Source organism: Kitasatospora sp. NPDC087315 (assembly GCF_044744345.1).
In the GTDB taxonomy this organism is placed as follows: domain Bacteria; phylum Actinomycetota; class Actinomycetes; order Streptomycetales; family Streptomycetaceae; genus Kitasatospora.
The window spans coordinates 102,305-122,776 of the sequence record NZ_JBIUYD010000012.1 but is presented as its reverse complement, the minus strand read 5'-3'; the positions used below and the strand labels follow the sequence as shown (position 1 = coordinate 122,776).

The following is a 20,472-nucleotide window of genomic DNA, read 5'->3' as shown; positions in this document are numbered from 1 at the left end:
CTCAAGTGCGATTCCACACCACGGTGGTGGCCGCGCCATGGCGGCATCGGCCATGACGTGTGGCCGGAGCGCGGCTGACTGTCACGCACCTCCCGTCGCCCGTACGCGGCACGGCATCCGATCGAACTCCTCCCTACCAGGAGTCCCCATGGCTGTTCTGTCGGCGCCCCACCACGCTGACCGCCACCGCCGCCGGCAGCGACTCGGTCACGCTCACCTGGCGGGCAGTCACCGGCCCCGGCCACTTCGTCCTCGCCGATGGCCAGTGCTGACAGCGGCGCCAACAGTGGTGCCGGCCTTACCGCCTGCGGCCGCACCGTCCACGGCGCCACCGGCACGCCCGAGGACAGCGCCACCACGCACCGTTCGCGGCTGCGGCCCTGACCGCTGAAGCCCCTCATCCGCCGGCCTCCCCGGGGCGCAGACCTGCGAACAGGTCGGTCTCGGGGAGTCGACTCGCCACCAGACTCCGCGCGAGGTGGTAGTCCTCGGTCGGCCAGACCTCGCGCTCGATGTCACGCGGGTGCGCCATGAATCCCGCGCCGGACTCGATCTGGGTGGCATGCGCGAGCAAGGCGGCGTCCCGTACGGCGAACTGCTCGGCGCAGGCGATCCGGGTGGTGATGGCGAGCGCGGGCGGGGTGTCGGGCCACCCGGCGAGCAGCTCGCCCATGGCCGACTCGACGCCCCGCGCCGTCATCGCGTCGTGCAGGGTCTGGAACCAGGCCCGGGACAGCGCCAGGTGGTAGTAGAGCTTGGCCACCTGCCAGGGCTCCCCCAGCTCGGGATGGCGGTCGGGATCGGCCGCCACCCCGAGGGCCTCGACGGTGACCCGGTGGGCCATCACGTGGTCGGGGTGCGGGTATCCGCCCGTCTCGTCATAGGTGACGACCACGTGCGGGCGGAACTCTCGGATCAGGGCGACCAGCGGCTCCGCGGCGACCGCGACCGGCTGACGTGCGAAGCACCCGTCGGGCAGCCGTTCTCCGGCGCCGGGAAGGCCCGAGTCGGTGAAGCCGAGGAAACGCTGCTCCACGCCGAGGATCTCGCGCGCGGCCGCCATCTCCCGGCGGCGGATCCGCGCGAGGTCCGAGCGCACCTCAGGACGGTCGAGCGCCGGATTGAGAACGGTTCCCCGCTCACCACCGGTACAGGTGGCGACCAGCACGTCCACCCCCTCGGCGGCATACCGGGCCAGTGTGGCCGCACCCTTGCTGGATTCGTCGTCGGGGTGGGCGTGCACGCTCAGCAGACGGAGTGCGGGGGGCTTGGTGACCATGGGTGCTCCTTCTCTCAAAGGTGATGGCACGGCGAGACGTCATAGAACTTAGGTCCGGCCCACTCGTTGGGTCAAGCATAATTTCTGTGCTCGACCCAGACTCCTTGCGCTACGCTCACCCCATGACCGAGGACACCCCCAACCTGCGCGAGCTCAACAAGCGCCGCACGCGCGACGCGATCTCCCGGGCCGCGACCGGGCTCTTCATCGAGCGGGGCTTCGACCGGACGACGATCGCCGAAGTGGCGGCGGCCGCCGGGGTGGCCAAAATGACCGTCACCAACCACTTCCCACGCAAGGAGGACCTGCTCCTCGACCTGCACGAGGAGATGGCCGCCCGCCTCGCACGAACCGTCACCGAGCGCACACCGGGCGAGTCGGCGCTGGCCTCGCTGCGCCGCGAGTGCCTGGCCGCGATCGACCGGCACGACCCCGTCCTCGGCTTCTCCGGGCCGTCGTTCGCACGCACCATCACCGAGAGCCCCACCCTGCTCGCGCGGCTGCGCGAGATCCACGAGCAGAGCGAGGACGCCCTGGCCGCCGCCCTCGCCGCGGCCACCGACTCCCCACCCGCCGACTTCACCGCCCGTGTCGCCGCCGGCCTGCTCGCCGCCGTCCACCGGGCACTGTTCGCCGAGGTCTTCCGCCGCATCCTGGCCGGCGAGAAGCATGCCGCGGTGGCTGCCGCGGTCCGCCCGGCCGCCGTCCGCGCCTTCGACCAGCTGGAGAGCGCGCTCGGCCGGTACGCCATCAGACCTCCGGCCTGAAGCCGGCGAAACCCACACAGAGGCCGAAAGGCACCGGAGAGGAGCAGCAGTTGACGAAAGGTTGACCTGTTCACGGCAGAATGTTGGCGACCCCGCCCCCTATGGTCGGCCCATGCCCCAACAGCCCACCAGGCGAGTGGCCCTACCGGTCCTGCCCTATCGCAAACCCACCCCCGGCCGGGACTACTGGACCCTGGACGACGTCCTGCCCGACCCGGACGCCGTTCGGGAGCGCTGCCTCGCTCGCGGCGACTGGACCGAGGGCTACCCCTACCGTCCCGAGAGCTGGCCCGGGCTGCGCACCATGCCCGGTCTGGAGCCGGGCGAGCTGGCCCGTGTCGAGGCGCTGGTCCGCAAGGCCACCGGCGCGCCCCGGCTCTGGGTCCAGAGCGCCCCCGGTGGCGGCACCCTCAACCACAACTGCGTCCAACTCGTCGGCGCCGGCGAGTCGGAGTCCCGCCCGCACACCGACTCCCGCGTGCTGTGCCGCTACGCCGCCGTCCTCTATCTCAGCCCCGACGCCCCCAAGGAGGCCGGCACCAGTTTCTACCGTCAGCAGTTCCCCGGCGGCCGCCTCGGCGGAAACATCGTCAACCCTCCGCACAACAACCTGGTCGAGGCACTCGGCACCCGGCACGTCCCCGTCGACGCCTTCACCGAGGACGTCCGCGTCCCCAACCGTTTCAACCGCCTTCTCCTCTACCACGCCAACCTCATCCACAGCGCCACCACCTACTACGGCACCGCTCTGGAGGAACGGCGGATGACAGCGGTCTTCTTCTGGATGGCGTGACACTCGCCGGGAGCCACCGGGGACGCCGTCACTCCCGATTCCAAAGGCAGCCTCACGTCCAGCCTTCTACCGCCCCGCCCGCCTCTATAGCTGCGCGCGCCGGATGGCACACCCCTCGGCAACCGCTCGGGTTGGCGGAGGACATACGGGGGAGGCTGCCTGCATGGATCCGGAACCCCTGCCCGAAGCGAAGCGAGAACGCCTACCGGTGACGGAGGCGGTGCGGCCGGAGTGGGCCGGGATCGATCTGATGGCCACGCTCGATCTCGTCCGGCTGATGAACAGCGAGGACCGCAGCGTGCCCGAGGCCGTGGCCGGACAGCTGGAGCAGATCGCGGCCGCGGTCGACGCCGTCGTCGCCCGGATGACCCGGGGCGGACGACTCGTGTACGCGGGGGCGGGCACGGCAGGACGGATCGGCGTGCTGGACGCGAGTGAATGCCCGCCGACCTTCAACACCGCGCCCGGCCAGGTGGTCGGCCTGCTCGCCGGCGGCCCGCAGGCCCTGGTCTCCGCCGTCGAGGGCGCCGAGGACCGTCCGGAACTCGCCCTCGCCGACCTGGAAGAGCTCAAGCTGACGCCGGACGACACCGTGGTGGGCATCTCCGCATCAGGCCGTACGCCGTACGCGGTGGCGGCCGTCCGGCACGCCCGCACGACGGGGGCCCTGACACTCGGGCTGGCCTGCACCCGGGGGTCGGACCTGGTGGCCGCGGCCGCGCTGGGCATCGAAGTGGAGGTCGGGCCCGAGGTACTGGCGGGCTCAACCCGGCTGAAGGCGGGCACGGCGCAGAAGCTCGTGCTGAATCTGCTGTCCACGGCCGTCATGGTCCGCCTCGGCAAAACATACGGAAATCTGATGGTCGACCTCCGGGCGGGCAACGAGAAGTTGCGCGATCGGGCGGAGCGGATCGTCGCCCAGGCCACCGGCGCCGACGAGAAGACCGTCCGGCGTGCGCTGGCCGCCACCGACGGCAGGGCGAAGGACGCAGTCCTGGTCGTCCTCGCCGACGTGGACGCACCGACCGCCGCCCGGTTGCTCGCCGCATCGGACGGACGACTGCGCGAGGCGCTCGCACTCAGCACCCGCAAGGCCTGACCCCGGACTGCCGCCACCCCCGAAACCCCCACCCCCTACCCCGAGGACCTCACTCCACAGGCCCCTCACTCCAGCGCGCCTTCAGCACGCCCCTCCTCCACCCGGAACCCCTCGATGAGGATGCGCAGCCCGTACTCGAAGTCGGCGTCATGGTCGGTCATCCGCAGGACGTCAGCCGCCTCCCGCAGCAGTGGCAGGTCACGCAGCGCCTCGTCCGGGAACGGCGGGCGGGCCCGCTCATCGGCGTCCTGCCGCCACGCCTGCTCCTCCGTGACCCAGCCCATGATGTACCGGTCGACTGCGAGCAGCAGCCGCAGCGCACTGCGCGGCCGCAGGCCCGCTCGACAGAGAGCACTCAACTGGGCTTCGACGGCCGGAAGTTCGTCCTCAGTAGGCAGAGTTCCGGCGTGCACCCGGGCGCCGTCGTGATAGGCGGGCAGGGCGCGGCGCTTGGCGCGCGCGTCCTGGGCGATCCAGTCCGGCCAGTTCTCCGGAGCCGGTCGGCGGTCGGGTGGCAGGGCCTCGGCCAGCATGGCTTCCGCCATCAGGTCGAGCAGTTCCCGCTTGTTCTTGAAGTGCCAGTACAGCGCCGGGGACTGGACACCGAACTGCGCGGCCGCGCGGCCGGGCTGGAGACGCTCATCGGATCCGCCGGGCCCGCCCTCGGGGACATCCGGGCCGGCGGCCTCGCCGCCCGCTACGGGATCCGGACCGCTCTCCGCTCCGGCGGCCTGGCCTGCGTCGCCTCCACCGGCGTCCTCACCGCCGCCCTGCCCGCCCTCTGGCGGTACGACCGTCGCACCGATCCACACACCTCGGCGGTCCGCGCCGCGCACGACCGCGCCGAAGCCACGGACGGCGCGGCACCGTAGCGAAGCGCAACGCCGGACGGCCGGTCCACCCGACCCCGCACCGGGACACGCTCGCCGTGCGATCACCATCCGGGACACGCCGGTGGACCGCAGGTGTCAGCCGGTCACCACAGGCACACCGTCCGGGCGGTCGGCGAGCAGGGCGGCGATGCGATCCGCACAACGGATCGCGGCCGTGGCCATGGCGCTCCTCCTGGTCATCCCGGCGACATGCGCGGTCAGCAGCGCGTTCGGCAGGCCGAAGAGCGGTGAGGCGAAGGCGGCGTGCTCGTGTTCGAAGGTGTCGACGGCCGCCGCCGCGAGCGGGTGCGCCGGATCGCTCAGCGCGTCGGCCAGCGCCTGCTCGTCGACGATCCCGCCCCGGGCGGTGTTCAGCAGGATCGACCCCGGCCGCATCAGTGCCAGCTCCGCCCGGCCGATCACCCGTAGTCGGTGGTCCAGCACGGGATCGGTCGCCGCCACGAGGAAGGCCGCCCGCAGCGGCACGCCCGCGCGGGACTTGACCGCGTGGTAGCCACGTCCGTCCCGGGCGGTCTCGGCGATCAGCGCCGACTCGTCGAAGGCGTCGACGTCGGCGAAGTCCACCCGGCCCGACCAGGCGGCCCGCGCGCCGGCCCGGTCGGCCACCCGCCGGAGGTTCAGCGTGACGGCCAGCCCGTGGCCCAGCAGACGCTCCAGCTCCCGGTCGAGCAACTCTCCCGGAGCCGCGTCCAACAGCAGGACCCGCATCCGTTCCACCTGATCCCCTTCCCGGAACGGACCCTACTGCGCGCCAGGAACCGGCTGCGAGAACCCCCTGAACCCGGCGCCGCCCCTGCACCCGGTCTCGTCAACGACGAGCGGGGCGATGCCCGGACAGTGGCTGTCCGGGCATCGCCCCGCCCCGGCGCCCGCCTCCGACTCATGGGACGAGACCCGGCAGACGCCCCGTCAGATCGACCGGCGCGCCCGCCCAGGGCCCGCACCGCCTCGCCGCCGGAAGCCGACGCGGCGGCTCAGCCGGGAATTCGCAGCTGCTCACCGGGCTCGATCAGGTCCGGATCGGCACCGATGACCAGCCGGTTCAGCTCGTACAGCGCTGGCCAGCCACCCGGCAGGCCCAGCCGCTCGGCGATGGCTCCGAGCGTGTTGCCCTCACCGACCGTCCACACCTCCCCCGGTCCGGGCAAGGCACCGGTGGCGTCCCCGTCGGGGAGAGGAGCCTCCTCGACGGTCCCGCTCCGGTCGTGGACGGCATCGTCGACGGGCGGCGGCACGACCGGGCGGACCGGGGGCCGTGCGTGGTGGCGCGCGGCCGTGGCGCCGCAGACCGGCCACGGGGTCAGGCCCCGTCGCGCGGCCAGCCGTTGGGCGACGGCGATCTGTTCCTCGGGGGCGGCGAGGTCGGCCCGCGGTGCGTAGCCGAGGCCGCCGTTCTCCCGCCAGGTCGGCTGGTCGAACTGCAGTCCCCCGTAGTAACCGTTGCCGGTGTTGATGCGCCAGTTCCCCCCGCTCTCACACGCTGCCAGCCGGTGCCAGTCCACCGGGCCGCCCCCGTCGCCGCCGGCCGGCCCGCCCGGCGGCGCGGCCTGGGCCGCCGAGACGGGGAAGGCCGCGGCCAGGGTGCACAAGGCAACGGGGACGAGGCGGCGCAGACGAGTGTTGGAAGGCATGGGCGACTCTCAGGTTCGACGACATGACAAGCGCCGCCCGCGAGCGACGCCCCATTACCGACGCACACCGCTGTCGGCGCGTCGCCTTCGACGCCGCCGCAAAGTCACCCGCACAGCCGTCACGTACCACCCGACCGGCTCCGGCCGTCGACCGGCCGACGCGACCCGCTACCGGGGGGCGCTCCCACCGCGCCACGTCATCCGGCGCGGGAGCCCTCGGCCCCTGTGGAACGGGCCGGTGCCGCAAAGAATCCCGCCTCCCCGCGGGCCGTCGTGCTCCGTGCGCCGGACGGGTTCTTCGCAGCGGACCTGTCCGGTCGGCCAGAGCGACTGAAGCGCCGTCGGACGCCGCCGACGAGGCCTCCGAAGCCGGATCCGCGCCGGGCTTCCCACCCCACCGTGTGACCGATCAGGACGGGTGATGCCGGTCCCGGTCAGGTGGCGGCGCCGACCGCGTCCAGGCCCTGAGCCACGTCCTGGAGCGCCGCCGCTCCCGCGGCACCGCCTGCTCGCGACCGGAACCGTCCGCCGCGTGCCCGCCTTGTCGCACGCCCCCGGCGCCAGGTCACGCCCCCAGACCGCCCCCTGACCCGCCCACCACAAAGCACCCCCGCGCCACCCGCCGAAGCGGCGCGCCGACGACCGCATCGGCACGCCGCCACCCGAAGCTCCCCAGGTTCCCGAAGCCCCCGGGCTCCCAGGTCTCCCAGGGCTTCCGGAGCTCCCCGGGGCTCAGCAGATCCGCGGAAGCTGCTCCCCGAGCGGGAGGTCGACGACCCGGGTGCCCCCGAGGGCCGTCCGGGCCACGACCATCCCGGCGTGGTCGGGCACGCATTCACCGATCACCGCGGCCGCCGCGCCCAGCGGGTGCGCCCGCATGGCCGCGAGGACGGCGTCGGCGTGTTCGCGCGGCACGAAGGCGACGAGCTTGCCCTCGTTGGCGACGTACATCGGGTCGAGCCCGAGGATCGCGCAGGCGTTGGCCACCTGCGGGGGAACCGGGACGCAGCGTTCCCGCACCACCACCCCGACCCCGGCCGCGGTGGCGATCTCGTTGAGCGCGGCGGCGAGCCCACCCCGGGTGGGGTCACGCAGCACGTGGAGGTCGGGTGTGACGGCGAGCATCGTCTCGACCAGACCGCCCAGGGCGGCGCAGTCGCTGGTGACCTCGACCCCGAACTCCAGGCCCTCCCGGACGCTCATGATCGCCACGCCGTGCAGGCCGATCTCCCCGCTGACGATCACCACATCGCCCGGCACGGCCCGTTGGGGCCGGATGTCGACCCCGGCCGGGATCAGGCCGATTCCGGCGGTGTTGAGGTAGATGCCGTCGCCCCGGCCAGCCTCCACCACCTTGGTGTCGCCCGTCACCACCTCGACCCCGGCGGCCCTGGCGGCCGCGCCGAGGGCTTCGGCGACCCGCCCGACCACACTCATCTCGACGCCTTCCTCCAGGATGAACCCGCAGGAGAGGTACGCCGCCCGGGCCCCGCTCATGGCGAGGTCGTTCACCGTCCCGTTGACGGCGAGGTCCCCGATGCTGCCGCCGGGGAAGAACAGCGGCCGTACCACGAACGAGTCGGTGGAGAAGGCGAGTTTGGCCCCGCCGAGGGTGAGGACGGCGGAGTCGCCGAGGGCCGCGAGCGTCCGGCTTCCGAAGGCGGGCGCGAACACGTTCTCGACCAGTTCCGCCGAGAGCGCACCGCCGCCGCCGTGGCCCATCACCACCCTCGGGTGGTCCCGCAAGGGCACCGGACAGGTCCACCCGGCGAAGTCCGGCGCGGCATCCGCCCCGGCGCCGTCCGAATCGACGACAGCCGTGCGCGTGATGGCACCGCCGCCCGGCGAGATGCCGCCGTCCAGCCCTCCGTCGGGGCCCGGACCAAGGTCAAGGTCGATGTCAAGGTCGGTGTCAGGCAACGGGACTCGCCTCCCGGGCGCCGGCCGGCGTGCCGAGCCGGCGGTAGAGGTAGTACGCGGCGCAGGCCCCCTCGCTGGAGACCATGGTGGCGCCGAGCGGCGTACGCGGCGTGCAGGTCGTGCCGAAGGCCTCGCACTCGTTCGGCCTGAGCAACCCCTGCAGCACCTCGCCGCTGCGGCACTGCGCAGGCTCGCAGGTGGTGATCCCCGAAACGTCGAAGCGGTACTCGGCGTCGTACTCGCGGTAGCGCGACGAGAGCCGCCAGCCGCTCTGCGGGATGACGCCGATACCGCGCCACGCACGGTCGGTGACCTCGAAGACGTCCGCGAGCATCGCGCGGGCCGCCGGATTTCCCTCGGCGCGGACGGCCCGGGGGTAGGCGTTGTCGACGGTGTGCTCACCGCGTTCCAACTGCCGCACCGTGCGCCGGATCCCCTCCAGGATGTCGAGCGGCTCGAAGCCCGTCACCACGATCGGCACCCGGTGGCGGGCGGCCAGCGCGGGGTACTCGTCGGTGCCCATCACGCTGCAGACGTGGCCCGCGGCGAGGAAGCCCTGGACCCGGCAGTCCGGCGAAGCCATGATGGCGTCGATCGCGGGCGGCACCCGGACGTGCGAGACCAGCATGGAGAAGTTCCGCAGCCCCTGCCGCCGGGCCTGGTAGACGGCCATGGCGTTGGGCGGGGCGGTGGTTTCGAAGCCGATGCCGAAGAACACCACCTGACGGTCCGGGTTCTCCCGGGCGATCCGCAGCGCGTCGAGCGGCGAGTACACGATGCGGACGTCGCCGCCCTCGCTCCGGACCCGGAACAGGTCACGGTCGGTGCCCGGCACCCGCAGCATGTCCCCGAAGGAGCAGAAGACGACCTCGGGCCGGGCGGCGATCTCCAGTGCCTTGTCGATCACCTCCAGCGGTGTGACGCAGACCGGGCACCCCGGCCCATGGATCAACTCCACTCCTTCTGGAAGAAGTTGGTCGATGCCGTGCCGGATGATGGTGTGCGTCTGACCGCCGCAGACCTCCATCAGCGCCCACGGCCTGGTGACCGCCGCTCTGATGTCGTCGAGCAGGCCCCTGGCCAGCTCCGGGTTCTGGAACTCCTCCAGGTACTTCACCGCCACTCCTCCTTCGTCTCGGACCGGGACGGCCCGGCCGCGTCGAACGCCCCGGGCGCACCACCAGCCGCCTCCCACGGGTCACCGAACTCCTCCTGCAACAGGCCGAGTTCGGTGAACAGGTCGAGCGTCCTTCGGGCCGACTCCTCATCCAGCCGCTGCAGCGCGAACCCGACGTGGACGATGGCGTACTCGCCCACCTCAAGGTCCGGCAGGTACTCCAGGCACACCTCCTTGACCACGCCGCCGAAGTCCACCACGGCCATCCGGGTACCGTCCCGCTCCTCGATCTCCATCACCCTGCCGGGTACCGCCAGACACATGGGCTTCCTCCGTCTCAGGTGGTGACTCTCGCCGCCACCAGCAGCTGGCCCAGGGCCAGTCCTCCGTCGTTCGGCGGCACCCTGCGGTGCCGCAGCACGCTGAACCCGTCATCGCGCAGGCCCCGGGCGCAGGCCGAGGCGAGCACCGCGTTGGCGAACACCCCGCCGGTCAGTACCACCAGCCCGATCCCGTACCGGTCCCGCGCCTCGCCGCACCAGCTCCGGACGAGCTCCGCGACCGCGTCGTGGAACCGGGCCGCGATCAGTCCGGTCGGCGCGCCCGCGCACAGGTCGTCCACCACGCCGGCCAGCACCGGGGCCGGGTCCGCGCGCGACGGTTCCTCCCCCGGCGTCACCGCGAAGCGGTAGCCGCCTCCCCGCACCGGGCCGTACGCGACGGCCGCCGCCTCCAGCTCGATCGCCGCCTGCGCCTCGTACCCGGCCCGGTGACAAACGCCGGCCAGCGAGGAGACGGCGTCGAAGAGACGGCCCATGCTGGAGGTCGGCACACAGTTCAGTCCGCACTCCAACTGCTTTTCCAGTACGACCAGTTCGCCGGCCGGGCAGGTGCGCACGCACGGCAGTTCCGGCGTCCAGGGCAGTGCGGCCCGGCGCAGCCAGGCCAGCGCCATCCGGTAGGGGCGCGTCACCGCCGCGTCACCGCCGGGGAGTTGGGCGTAGCCGAGGTGTCCGAACCGTTCGAAGCCGTCGTAGTCGGCCACCAACGCCTCACCGCCCCAGATCGCCCCGTCGTCCCCGTATCCGGTGCCGTCGAACGCGATGCCGATGACGGGCCGGGAACCGTCCAGTCCGTGTTCGGCCATCGCGGCCGCCACATGCGCGTGATGGTGCTGCACCCTCGCCACCGGCCTGGTCCCGGCGCCGCGCAAGGCCCGCTGGACCGAGCGGTAGCCGGGGTGGCGGTCCGCGACCAGCAGCTCCGGCGTGATGGCGGTCAGCCCGCTCAGCTGCCCGACGGCCCGGTCGAAGGCCCGCAGGGTGCCGAGGTCGTCCATGTCCCCGACATGGCCGGAGAGCCAGGCGTAGCCGCCCTCGGCGACGGCGAACACGTTCTTCAGGTCGCCCCCGACCGCGAGCGACGGACGGACCGGGACGGGCAGCGGAACCGGCAGCGGGGCGATGCCCCGTGAGCGGCGCAGCGGCAGCTGCTGCCCGTCGACGATCCGCAGGACGGAGTCCTCCACCGGCACCTGGATGGGCCGGTCGTGGGTCAGCCAGCCGTCCACGAGCGGCGCGAGCCGCTCAAGGGCCTCACGGTCGCCGGTCACGATGGGCTCGCCGGAGCTGTTGGCGCTGGTCATCACCAGCAGCCGGGGCCCGGCCGGATCGCCGGGCAGACCGAGCAGCAGGTGGTGCAACGGAGTGTAGGGCAGCAGGACACCGAGGTCGGGGCTGCCCGGGGCGATTTTCTCCACCATCTCGGCGACGGCTCCGCTCCGGCGCCGCAGCAGGACGATCGGCCGGACGGCCGAGGTGAGCAACTCCCGTTCTTCCTGGTCGAGATGGACCATCCCGTCCAGGTCGTCCGGTTCGCCGGCCATCACCGCGAAGGGCTTGTCGCCGCGGTTCTTGCGGCGGCGCAGCCGGGCGACCGACCCGGCGTTCCGCGCGTCGCAGGCCAGATGGTAGCCGCCGAGCCCCTTGACGGCGAGGATCGCTCCCGCCGCGAGCAGTTCCCTGGCCCGGACCAGTGCCTCCTCCCGGGCGAGGTCGGCCCGGCCGGGCAGCACCAGGGCCAGCCGCGGACCGCAGGCGTGGCAGGCGATCGGCTGGGCGTGAAAGCGCCGGTCGGCCGGGTCGGCGTACTCGCGGGCGCAGTCGGGGCACATCGGGAACCCGGCCATGGTGGTGGCGGCCCGGTCGTACGGCAGCCCGGTCACGATGGTGAAGCGCGGCCCGCAGTTGGTGCAGGTGATGAACGGGTGCCGATGGCGGCGGTTGGCCGGGTCGCCCAGCTCTGCCAGACAGTCCGCGCAGGTGGCGACGTCGGGCGGGACGAACGTGCGACCTCGCCCGGCACTGCGCGACGGGGAGATGGTGAACCCCTCCGCGCCCGAGGCGGGGACGGTCTCGTGGTGTACCGACACCACCTCGGCCAGCGGCGGCGCCTCGCTCGCCACCCGGTGGCAGAAAGCCTCCAGGGCGGTCGGCAGCCCCTCGATCTCGGCGAGCACCCCGTCCTCGGTGTTGGTCACGTGCCCGGCGAGCCCGAGCCCGGTGGCCAGCGAGAAGACGAACGGCCGGAAGCCGACCCCTTGGACGACGCCACGCACCACGACCCGGCGCCGCTCGGACGCCTCCGGGTGACGCACCGTCAAAACTGCTCCCCCACCGGGTCGGACACCTGGATCGCCAGAAGCCCGCCGCCGTCCACGTGCTCGTGCGAGTGTGAATGCCCACCCCCGGGCCCGTGCGAGTGCCCGTGCGAGTGCCCGTGAGCCGACGCCTGAGCCATCACCGGCCGGTGCACCTCGGCGCCGTCCAGCACGGCCAGCGCCCGGTCCAGCAGCGCGCCGACGCCCGCGCCGGTCCTGGCCGAGGTGAACACCACCTCCACCCCGGGGTTGACCTGCCGCACGTTGGCCAGGAAGGCGTCCTGGTCGAACTCCACCGCCTCGGCGATGTCCGTCTTGGTGACCACCACCAGGTTGGCGAGCCCGAACGCCGTCGGGTACTTCAGCGGCTTGTCCTCCCCCTCGGTGACGGAGGCCAGTACGACGCGCAGCGTCTCTCCGAGGTCGTACGAGGCCGGGCAGACCAGGTTGCCGACGTTCTCCACGAACAGCAGGCGGGTCTGATCGGGCAGCCAGCCGGCGAGGTGGCTCCGGAGCATCGCCGACTCCAGGTGGCAGAGTCCGTCGGTCAGGACCTGTTTGACGGGGACCCCGGAACGGGCCAGCCGGACGGCGTCGTTCTCGGTGGCGAGGTCGGCGGTGAGGGCTGCCACCGGTACGCCCCGCTCGCGGGCGAGTGTGAGCTCCGCCTCCAGCAGGGCGGTCTTCCCGCTTCCGGGGCTGGAGAGCAGGTTGACGGCTGCGGCGCCCCGCGCCGTCAGTTCCGCCCGCAACTCGCGGGCGCCGTCGTCGTTCCGGGCGAGGATCGCCTGTCGGAGATCGGCCGTGCGGCACATCGGCTTCAGCCTTCCTGGTCGGCCGGGGCAGGGACCGGGGTGTCCGCCCAGTCGACCCCGAGAATCTGCAACTCGCGCCCCGCCAGAAGTTCCGTCCGCGCTCCGCCGCAGCGGGGGCAGCACAGGTCCGGCGGCATCCCGGTCAGCCATCGGGCATCGCAGCCCGCGCACCCCGCCCGTCCGGCGACGCTCTCGATGTGCAGCTCCGCCCCCTCCACCGGTGTTTCGGCGCAGGCGAGTTCGAAGCAGAAGCCGAGTGCCTCGGGTACCACGCCGGCCAGTTCGCCGATCTGGACCCGGACGGCCGCCACCCGGTGGGCTCCGTGGGCGCCGGCCGCTTCCGCCACCTGCTCCACGACGGCCATCGCGATCGACATCTCGTGCATCGGCCTCGTCCCTGCGGGTCCGGTGGGCAACGGCTCCCATTACAGGCCGCGGTGGCGGCGCCGGCCCGCAGCCGCGCCGCCACCGCCGGTGGGGCTACCCCTTTCGCAGCAGCGCCGGTTCGTTCACATCCGGCTGATCCGCAGATAGCGCTTCAGGTCGGGCAGGCTCTGCCAGACCGCGGCCGCGAGGACGGCCAGCACGGCCGCTCCGATCAGGTTCTTCAGCATGGTGAGACCTTTCTCTCCGCTTGACGGGTGTCCTCGCGGCCCTGTTCCGGCTCGGCGAGGACACGCAGGATCAGTTCGACGGCCCGGTCCACGGCGGCGGCGACGGGGGCGCTGAGACCGATGCCCTCCTCCAGCAGCCGCGGTTCGCAGCCGACCACGAGCACCCGGCCCGGAGGTGCGCCCCCGGTGCCCGCGCTGAGGGTGCCGAGCAGGGCGAGAACGGCGTCCGGCCCCATCCGGTGCCCGTCCAGCAGGGCCGTGTCCGCCGGCTCCACCGGGCCGGTGTCCGCCTCGATCAGGTAGACGGTGCCGGGCGGACCACCACGGGCGGTGGCGTCCACCAGGACCAGCGTCCGGTAGCCGTCCAGGAGTTGGTAGGCGAGGTGGACACCGCGGACGCCGAAGTCCACCACCTCCACCCCTTCGGGCAGCGGCCGGGCACGCAGCCGGGCCACGGTCTCGACGCCGAAGCCGTCGTCGCCGAGGAAGATGTTGCCGACCCCGGCGACCAGGACCCGGTCCGCGCTCATGCTCCCTCCAGTGGCTCGACCTCGTCGGGCTGGAAGTACCGGAACCGGCCCTGGGCCCGCCACAGATCGGCGCCCGGGTCGCCCTCGACGGTGACGGCCAGGTGTACCGAGCCGTCGACGTCGTGCAGCACCGCCTCCACCAGCGCCGTCCGGCCGTGCAGGAAGAGGTCCTGGGCGTCGGTGCGGCGGCGGCCGGGCTTCAGCAGGACACGGCTGCCCGCACCGACCTGCCGGCCGTCGACCAGCACCTGGTCGTGGTCCGGGTCGACGGCCGGGTCGTTTCCCGGATCCCACCAGGGCCGGTCCGTGTCGGGGCCGGCCGGGGGCGCGGTGACCTCGCGCAGCGCCCGGACCGTGCCGTGCAGGCGTTCCAGCACCTCGGCGGGCATCGAGTCGGCGAGGTCGATCACGGCGCCCGCCCGGTCGTCGGTGCCCCGGGCCTCCCGCTTCTCCTGGTCGGTGAGGGCGGCCGTGCGCAGGGCGAGGATCTCGTCGATCTCGGTCGCGTCGTAGAGCACGCCCGGGCTCTCGGGTGCCACCTGGGGGTGGTCCTCCAGGATGATCGGCGACGAGAGCAGGATGTCGTCACGGCCCTCGCCGCCGACCAGGACCGGCCAGGTGTGCTCGTTGCGGCACTCGGCGACGGCCGCCCTGGCCCACTCGGGCGGGTCGGTGACGGAGAGGAAGGAACCGCGTTCGAGCCCGAGCAGCAGGTGTGCCGAGACCAGCGCGCGGGGCAGCGCGCCATCCCGGCCGGTGTCGTCGGGCGGCCGCCAGTCGGCCGTGTTCTCGACCACCGCCGTCAGCCGCACCGCCCGGTAGGGGCCGGGCACCTCCTGGGTGCTCAGCCGCAGGACGCCGTCGAGCTGTTCGCGGCGGCGCAGCAGCCGCCCGACCTGGCGGCCGTCCTCGCGGACCGCCTCCTCGTCCGCACCCGCGGGCAGCCGGAACGCCCGGACCACCTCGCCATCGGCCAACTCGTCGACCGGCAGGAGGAGTTCGATCCGCTCCTCGACGCCCTCGTCCCACGGCACCAGCACCCGGTCGGCCAGCGACAGCCGCTCCACCGTCTCGAACGACCCGTCGGCGGTGGTCTGTTGAACGGTACGGCGCTGGGCGCGCAGGAACCGCAGCTCGACCGCGAGGCGGTCGCCGCCGCGCGGCTCCATCAGGCACTCGGTGCGCTGGTACGAGTGTTCGGCCCGGTCCTTTCCGTACCCGGGCGGGACGAGCACGCCGAACTGCCAGCGCAACCGGTTCTTGGCCGACGACGCCCGGTACGGGTAGAGGACGTAGCCCTCCAGCAGGACCGCGTCGGCGATCTGCCGGGCGGCCGTGAAGCGGGCCGCCAGGCCCGGCGGAATGACCGTCACCGGACCGCCTCCTCGATCCGGGCCGCGGTCAGCAGCTCACGGACGGTCGCCTCCCAGGACGGCAGGGCGCGCCGGGAGCGGTAGGCGAGCAGCGCATCGATCAGGTCGCCCGGCAGTCGCAGCCAGCCGCAGCCGGGGAAGTGCTGTTCGATCATGTCCCGCCAGACCGCGACCGGCAGCCGCACGGCGGCCTCCTGGTCCCAGGGCACCGGCAGGACCTGGAATCCGCCCGGGCCGGCGAAGGCCGTACCGGAGAAGAGCAGCAGCACGGGGATCTCCCCGTCGTCGAGCGCCCGCAGGTAGCGGGCGGCGGCGACGTCCAGGTCGTAGGTGCAGGGCACCGGCAGGTCGATCTCGGTGCTGCCGGTGAAGCCCGGGACCATCAGGGGGACGTGGGCGAACTGGACGGGGTGCATCGAGGTCGCCCAGCGCGAGCGCTCGCCGAACAGATCGGCCAGGCGCTCGCCCTCGGCCTCGCCGTAGCCGCGCCGGCCCGGTTCGATCCGCAGCTGGCAGCGCAGGGCGAGGGCGTGCACCCGAAGGCCCTCGGCCGCCGTGATCCGCAGCCGGAACACCAGAGTCGGCCCGGCCGCGTACGGGTCGGCCCGTACCCCGGTGCAGGTGAAACCGAGGTCGCTCACGCGGGCTCCTCCTCGGGCAGCGCCTTGGCGCGGCCGGTCACGCGCCGGAAGAAGGCGTCGAGGTCGGCGCGGGCCTCGGCCCCGCCGTCGAAGCCCTGCCAGCGCAGCCGCATCCGCCCGACCAGCTCGTAGCAGACGTCGATCGGCACCAGCAGGCACTGGATCCGTCCGCCGGTCCGGCGCAGCAGCAGCGCCTCGACGTCGGGCTCCAGCATCCCGGCCAGGCGGGTGCCGGTCAGCGCCGCCCGGCAGGTCTCCTCGTCGAGTTCGCTCTCGGTCGCGCCGGCCGGGCTGGGGTAGAGCGCGACCAGGCGGTCCAGCACCGCGTTGCGGAACAGGAAGGCGGTGCTGACGGGGATCCGCAGGGTCGCCCAGGCGGCCTCGTCCAGACCGGGGCCGGGGTCGGAGAGGTAGCGGTCCGGCACCGCGCGGTACCGGTCGCCGGCCGCGCCGGCCTGCCGGAACAGCATTCCGCAGGCGGTACAGGCGCAGGCCAGTGAGCGTTCCTCGGTGTCCACCAGGTGCTGGTGCCCGGACGGCAGGTGCAGGCCGCAGAAGGCGCAGCGCTCGGGCTGCGGGGGCGCCGGCTCACGCAGTCTGCGGAGCAGCGCCGTGCCGGGGCGGGCGGCCTGGCGGGTGGCGCTCACCGGGCCTCCGCCCCGACCGGCGGGCGGCCGCCGATCTGCAGCAGCTTGGGGGCACGGTCCAGTTCGACCGCCGTGACCTCGGGCGCGTGGCAGGCGAGCGCGCTCTCGATCGCCTCCCGCGCGGCCTGTTCGGTGCCGCCGCAGCCGCACCCGCCGTCGCCGTCCCGGCGCAGCCGGAGGGTGCCGGACCCGGCCTCGAAGCCGAGCAGCCGGACGGGGTGCTCCGGCACGGAGGCGAGCGCCCGCCCGATCCGCGCCTCCACGGACTCCGGGTGGAGGTCGTGCAGGACCAGCAGCCCGGCCGCCGCCGGATCGTCGAGGACCGCTTCCAGCGCGCCCGCCGGGAGCAGCGCGACGATCCGGGCGAGCCCTTCGCCGTAGAAGGCCATCAGCTCGCGGACCAGGTCCTCGGCCACGGCGGCCTCGCCCCGGCCCGCCAGCGTGTCCAGGGCCTCCTGGACCCGCTGTCCGGTCTGCTCCGCCGTCATCAGGCGAGCCCGCTGAGACCGGTGGGGACGTGCATCTTCTGCACCGTGCGGCCGCCTCCGACGTACATGTGCACGCCGCACGGCAGACACGGGTCGAAGCTGCGGACGGCGCGCATGATGTCGATGCCCTTGAAGTTCTCCGGGGAGTTCTCCTCGAAGATCGGTGTGTTCTGCACCGCGTCCTCGTACGGACCCGGGGTGCCGTAGCTGTCGCGGACGCTGGCGTTCCACGGGGTCGGCGGGTACGGGTGGTAGTTGGCGATCTTGCCGTCGCGGATCACCATGTGGTGCGAGAGCACACCGCGGACCGCCTCGGTGAAGCCGCAGCCGATGGACTCGTCCGGGACCTCGAACCGCTCCCAGGTCTGGCTGCGTCCGGCGCGCACCTCCGCCAGGCCCTGTTCGGCGAAGTGCAGGGCGGCGGCGGCCGCGTAGGCCTGGAAGTAGGTGCGGGCCCGGTTGCGCTCGATGGCGTTGGACCACTGCGGGATCTTCCACTCGAAGGTGACCTCGGGCTTGGTCATCGAGCGGGGCAGGTTGATCTTGACGCTGTGGCCGGTGGCCTTGATGTAGCCGATGTCGACGAGGCCGGAGAGCGCCGTGGACCAGAGCCGGGCGATCGGGCCGCCGCCGGTGTCCAGGGCGAGGTGGTCCTTGCCGTCGAACCAGCGCGGCGACATCACCCAGCTGTACTTGCCGTCGAAGTCGCGCTTCTGCGGGGCGGGGATGGTGTGCTGGTTCCACGGGTGCCGGGGGTCGACCGGGTTGCCGAGCGGGTCGTGGGTGACGAACAGCTCCTGCCCCTGCCAGTCCTGGTAGTACGAGCTGCCGAGCAGGATCCGGATGCCGAGGTTGATCTCGGTGAGGTCGTTGGTGACCAGCTTGCCGTCCACCACCACGCCGGGGGTGACGAACATCTTGCGGCCCCAGTCCGTCATGTTGCGGTAGGTGAAGTCGCAGTGCTCGGGGTCGTTGAGGCTGCCCCAGCAGCCGAGCAGGACGCGCCGCCGGCCGACCTCCTCGTAGCCGGGCAGGGCCTCGTAGAAGAAGTCGAAGAGGTCGTCGTGGAGCGGGACGACCTTCTTCATGAACTCGACGTACCGCATCAGCCGGGTCAGGTAGTCGGTGAACAGCTGCACGCTGGCCACCGTGCCGACGCCGCCGGGGTACAGCGTGGAGGGGTGCACATGGCGGCCCTCCATCAGGCAGAACATCTCGCGGGTGTAGCGGCTGACCTGGAGCGCCTCGCGGTAGAAGTCGCCCTCGATCGGGTTGAGCGAGCGCATGATGTCGGCGATGGTCCGGTAGCCGTGGTCACCCGCGTGCGGCGCCTCGGTGCGTTCGGCGAGCTCCAGTACGCCGGGGTTGGTCTCGCGGACCATCTTCTCGCAGTAGTCCACCCCGACCAGGTTCTCCTGGAAGATGTTGTGGTCGAACATGTACTCGGCGGCCTCGCCGAGGTTGATGATCCACTCCCCCAGGTGCGGCGGCTTCACCCCGTACGCCATGTTCTGCGTGTAGACCGAACAGGTGGCGTGGTTGTCACCGCAGATGCCGCAGATGCGGCTGGTGATGAAGTGCGCGTCGCGCGGGTCCTTGCCGCGCATGAAGACGCTGTAGCCGCGGAACACGGACGAGGTGCTGTAGCACTCGGCGACCCGCTTCTGCTTGAAGTCGATCTTCGTGTGGATGCCGAGGCTCCCCACGATCCGGGTGATCGGATCCCAGGACATCTCCACCAGGCCGCTGCCGTCGCCGGCCGCCTTCGTCGTCGGTGTCGCCATCGTGTCTGTCGTGCCCTTCTGCGTAGGGGAGGTCAGCGAAGGCGGGCCGCGCCCTCGGCGCGGCCCGCCGGGTCACCACGGGGCCCGGTAGCCGGTCGTCAGCCGGCGGCCGGAGTGGCGCCACTTGGGTTCCTTGTCGAGCGTGTTCGCCGTGATCGAGCGCAGCCGCCGGATCACCGCGCCGTACGCGGAGCTGGCGTTGCTCGACACGTGGGAGCCGGGCGGCGGGTCCATGAACGGCATGAACTTGTCCGGGAAGCCCGGCATCGTGCAGGCGATACAGATGCCGCCCACGTTGGGACAGCCGCCGACGCCGTTGATCCAGCCCCGTTTGGGAACGTTGCACTTGACCACCGGACCCCAGCAGCCGAGCCGGACCAGGCACTCGGGCGCGCCGTACTCGGTGGCGAACTGGCCCTGCTCGTAGTAGCCGCCGCGGTCGCAGCCCTCGTGCACGGTGGCGCCGAAGAGCCAGGTCGGGCGCAGCTTGTCGTCCAGCGGGATCATCGGCGCCGAGCCCGCCAGCTGGTAGAGCAGGTAGGTCAGGGTCTCGGCGAAGTTGTCGGGCTGGATGGGGCAGCCCGGCACACAGACGATGGGCAGGCCGGCCTTGGACTTCCAGTCCCAGCCCAGGTAGTCGGGCACGCCCATCGCGCCGGTGGGGTTGCCGGCCATGGCGTGGATGCCGCCGTAGGTCGCACAGGTGCCGATGGCGACGACCGCCGTGGCCTTCGGGGCGAGCCGGTCCAGCCATTCGCTGGTGGTGATCGGCTGGCCGGTCTCCGGGTCGTCGCCGAAGCCGCACCAGTACCCCTCCGGCTTGATCGTCTCGTTGGGGACGGACCCCTCGATGACCAGCACGAACGGGTCGAGTTCACCGCGGTCGGCCTTGAAGAACCACTCGACGAAGTTGTCCGCGCCCTGCACCGGGCCGCACTCGAAGTCGATCAGCGGCCAGTGCACGGCGATCTTCGGCAGACCGGGCAGGGCTCCGGTGACGATCTCCTCGATGCTCGGCTGCATCGCGGCGGTCAGCGCGACCGAGTCGCCGTCACAGCTGAGCCCCGCGTTGATCCAGAGAATGTGCACCACGTCGGTCTCGGTGGCGCTCGTTGTCGCAGCACCCATGAGGATGCCTCCTCGTAAACGGGATGAGCGGCACAAATGCCACCCACGAGAGTCATAACAGCCCTGCGGCGGCTCCGCCGTTCCGCAGGGCCGACCCGGTCGCCCCGAAGGCGGCAGACCGGGGCGGCCGTTCGGGTCGACCTCCGGGGCCCTCGCCCGGCCACACCCCCGGGAGACGCCGAACGGACGCTGTCGCCCGGCCGGGGGGGCGGCGCCGCCGGGGCCGCGCCGCGGGGGGGGGGGGTAAAGCCCGGGGGGGGGGCGCGGGGGGCCCCGCCCCCCGCCCCGGGCGCG

At 72.7% G+C, this 20,472-nt stretch carries 23 protein-coding genes; 5 read left to right on the top strand and 18 right to left on the bottom strand.

The features are described 5' to 3' along the window. The first annotated feature begins 258 nt into the window (after positions 1-258). The gene (locus ACIO5D_RS19135) at positions 259-384 is read left to right on the top strand and encodes a hypothetical protein (protein ID WP_363613002.1); all 126 of its coding nucleotides are present in this window, start codon (positions 259-261) and stop codon (positions 382-384) included. A 13-nt stretch (positions 385-397) separates the two neighbouring features. On the opposite strand, the gene mca is transcribed toward ACIO5D_RS19135, so the two are convergent. Continuing rightward, entirely contained in the window at positions 398-1,279 is an 882-nt protein-coding gene (gene mca / locus ACIO5D_RS19130; protein ID WP_400652894.1) for a mycothiol conjugate amidase Mca, read from the bottom strand. Positions 1,280-1,401: 122 nt separating this feature from the next. Between mca and ACIO5D_RS19125 the strand changes: the two genes are divergently transcribed. From ACIO5D_RS19125 to murQ, 3 genes are all read left to right on the top strand, one after another. Then, on the top strand, positions 1,402-2,046 hold the full coding sequence (locus ACIO5D_RS19125) for a TetR/AcrR family transcriptional regulator (RefSeq protein ID WP_363613006.1): 645 nt from the start codon (positions 1,402-1,404) through the stop codon (positions 2,044-2,046). Between the two features lie 112 nt (positions 2,047-2,158). Beyond that, a complete protein-coding gene (locus ACIO5D_RS19120; RefSeq protein WP_363613008.1) occupies positions 2,159-2,839 on the top strand; it encodes a DUF6445 family protein in 681 nt (226 codons plus the stop codon). Positions 2,840-3,002: 163 nt separating this feature from the next. Continuing rightward, the gene (gene murQ / locus ACIO5D_RS19115) at positions 3,003-3,938 is read left to right on the top strand and encodes an N-acetylmuramic acid 6-phosphate etherase (RefSeq protein WP_400796503.1); all 936 of its coding nucleotides are present in this window, start codon (positions 3,003-3,005) and stop codon (positions 3,936-3,938) included. Between the two features lie 65 nt (positions 3,939-4,003). Here the strand turns inward: murQ and ACIO5D_RS19110 are convergent, their stop codons facing one another. Next, complete coding sequence (locus ACIO5D_RS19110) at positions 4,004-4,483, bottom strand: TetR/AcrR family transcriptional regulator C-terminal domain-containing protein (protein ID WP_400796500.1); 480 nt, start codon at positions 4,481-4,483, stop codon at positions 4,004-4,006. A gap of 30 nt (positions 4,484-4,513) precedes the next feature. Between ACIO5D_RS19110 and ACIO5D_RS19105 the strand changes: the two genes are divergently transcribed. Next, the gene (locus ACIO5D_RS19105; RefSeq protein WP_400652889.1) at positions 4,514-4,810 is read left to right on the top strand and encodes a hypothetical protein; all 297 of its coding nucleotides are present in this window, start codon (positions 4,514-4,516) and stop codon (positions 4,808-4,810) included. Between the two features lie 96 nt (positions 4,811-4,906). Here ACIO5D_RS19105 and ACIO5D_RS19100 read toward each other — a convergent pair whose 3' ends face one another. The 16 genes from ACIO5D_RS19100 to ACIO5D_RS19025 all read right to left on the bottom strand — a co-directional run bounded on the left by ACIO5D_RS19100 (position 4,907) and on the right by ACIO5D_RS19025 (position 20,178). Continuing rightward, positions 4,907-5,539, bottom strand: a complete 633-nt coding sequence (locus tag ACIO5D_RS19100; protein WP_400796670.1) for an NAD(P)-dependent oxidoreductase — start codon at positions 5,537-5,539, stop codon at positions 4,907-4,909. Positions 5,540-5,805: 266 nt separating this feature from the next. Next, complete coding sequence (locus ACIO5D_RS19095; protein WP_400652887.1) at positions 5,806-6,462, bottom strand: transglycosylase family protein; 657 nt, start codon at positions 6,460-6,462, stop codon at positions 5,806-5,808. Between the two features lie 732 nt (positions 6,463-7,194). Further along, complete coding sequence (gene hypE, locus ACIO5D_RS19090) at positions 7,195-8,292, bottom strand: hydrogenase expression/formation protein HypE (protein ID WP_400796667.1); 1,098 nt, start codon at positions 8,290-8,292, stop codon at positions 7,195-7,197. An 82-nt stretch (positions 8,293-8,374) separates the two neighbouring features. Continuing rightward, a complete protein-coding gene (hypD, locus tag ACIO5D_RS19085) occupies positions 8,375-9,499 on the bottom strand; it encodes a hydrogenase formation protein HypD (RefSeq protein WP_400652885.1) in 1,125 nt (374 codons plus the stop codon). Beyond that, positions 9,496-9,822 carry a HypC/HybG/HupF family hydrogenase formation chaperone gene (locus ACIO5D_RS19080; protein WP_400652883.1) on the bottom strand — a complete coding sequence of 109 codons (327 nt, stop codon included), beginning with the start codon at positions 9,820-9,822 and terminating at the stop codon, positions 9,496-9,498. Before ACIO5D_RS19080 ends, hypD begins: the two co-directional genes overlap by 4 nt. 14 nt (positions 9,823-9,836) lie before the next feature. Next, a complete protein-coding gene (gene hypF, locus ACIO5D_RS19075) occupies positions 9,837-12,155 on the bottom strand; it encodes a carbamoyltransferase HypF (protein ID WP_400796665.1) in 2,319 nt (772 codons plus the stop codon). A 2-nt stretch (positions 12,156-12,157) separates the two neighbouring features. Further along, complete coding sequence (gene hypB, locus ACIO5D_RS19070) at positions 12,158-12,973, bottom strand: hydrogenase nickel incorporation protein HypB (protein WP_400652881.1); 816 nt, start codon at positions 12,971-12,973, stop codon at positions 12,158-12,160. A gap of 5 nt (positions 12,974-12,978) precedes the next feature. After that, on the bottom strand, positions 12,979-13,359 hold the full coding sequence (gene hypA, locus ACIO5D_RS19065) for a hydrogenase maturation nickel metallochaperone HypA (protein ID WP_363613679.1): 381 nt from the start codon (positions 13,357-13,359) through the stop codon (positions 12,979-12,981). Between the two features lie 123 nt (positions 13,360-13,482). Further along, on the bottom strand, positions 13,483-13,587 hold the full coding sequence (locus ACIO5D_RS19060) for a DUF6893 family small protein (protein WP_400652878.1): 105 nt from the start codon (positions 13,585-13,587) through the stop codon (positions 13,483-13,485). Next, positions 13,581-14,117, bottom strand: a complete 537-nt coding sequence (locus ACIO5D_RS19055; protein WP_363613677.1) for a hydrogenase maturation protease — start codon at positions 14,115-14,117, stop codon at positions 13,581-13,583. The genes ACIO5D_RS19060 and ACIO5D_RS19055 overlap by 7 nt, the downstream gene beginning before the upstream one ends. Then, positions 14,114-15,490, bottom strand: coding sequence for a hypothetical protein (locus tag ACIO5D_RS19050; RefSeq protein WP_400652875.1), 1,377 nt, complete (start codon positions 15,488-15,490; stop codon positions 14,114-14,116). Before ACIO5D_RS19050 ends, ACIO5D_RS19055 begins: the two co-directional genes overlap by 4 nt. Continuing rightward, positions 15,487-16,131 (bottom strand): DUF6084 family protein, encoded by a 645-nt coding sequence (locus ACIO5D_RS19045; protein ID WP_363613673.1) that lies wholly within the window; start codon positions 16,129-16,131, stop codon positions 15,487-15,489. Before ACIO5D_RS19045 ends, ACIO5D_RS19050 begins: the two co-directional genes overlap by 4 nt. Then, complete coding sequence (locus tag ACIO5D_RS19040; RefSeq protein ID WP_400796497.1) at positions 16,128-16,778, bottom strand: DUF5947 family protein; 651 nt, start codon at positions 16,776-16,778, stop codon at positions 16,128-16,130. The genes ACIO5D_RS19045 and ACIO5D_RS19040 overlap by 4 nt, the downstream gene beginning before the upstream one ends. Beyond that, complete coding sequence (locus tag ACIO5D_RS19035) at positions 16,775-17,266, bottom strand: hypothetical protein (protein ID WP_363613671.1); 492 nt, start codon at positions 17,264-17,266, stop codon at positions 16,775-16,777. Before ACIO5D_RS19035 ends, ACIO5D_RS19040 begins: the two co-directional genes overlap by 4 nt. Next, positions 17,266-19,050, bottom strand: coding sequence for a nickel-dependent hydrogenase large subunit (locus ACIO5D_RS19030; protein ID WP_363613669.1), 1,785 nt, complete (start codon positions 19,048-19,050; stop codon positions 17,266-17,268). The genes ACIO5D_RS19035 and ACIO5D_RS19030 overlap by 1 nt, the downstream gene beginning before the upstream one ends. Before the next feature lie 72 nt (positions 19,051-19,122). Continuing rightward, complete coding sequence (locus ACIO5D_RS19025; protein WP_400796493.1) at positions 19,123-20,178, bottom strand: hydrogenase expression protein HypE; 1,056 nt, start codon at positions 20,176-20,178, stop codon at positions 19,123-19,125. Positions 20,179-20,472: the final 294 nt, after the last annotated feature.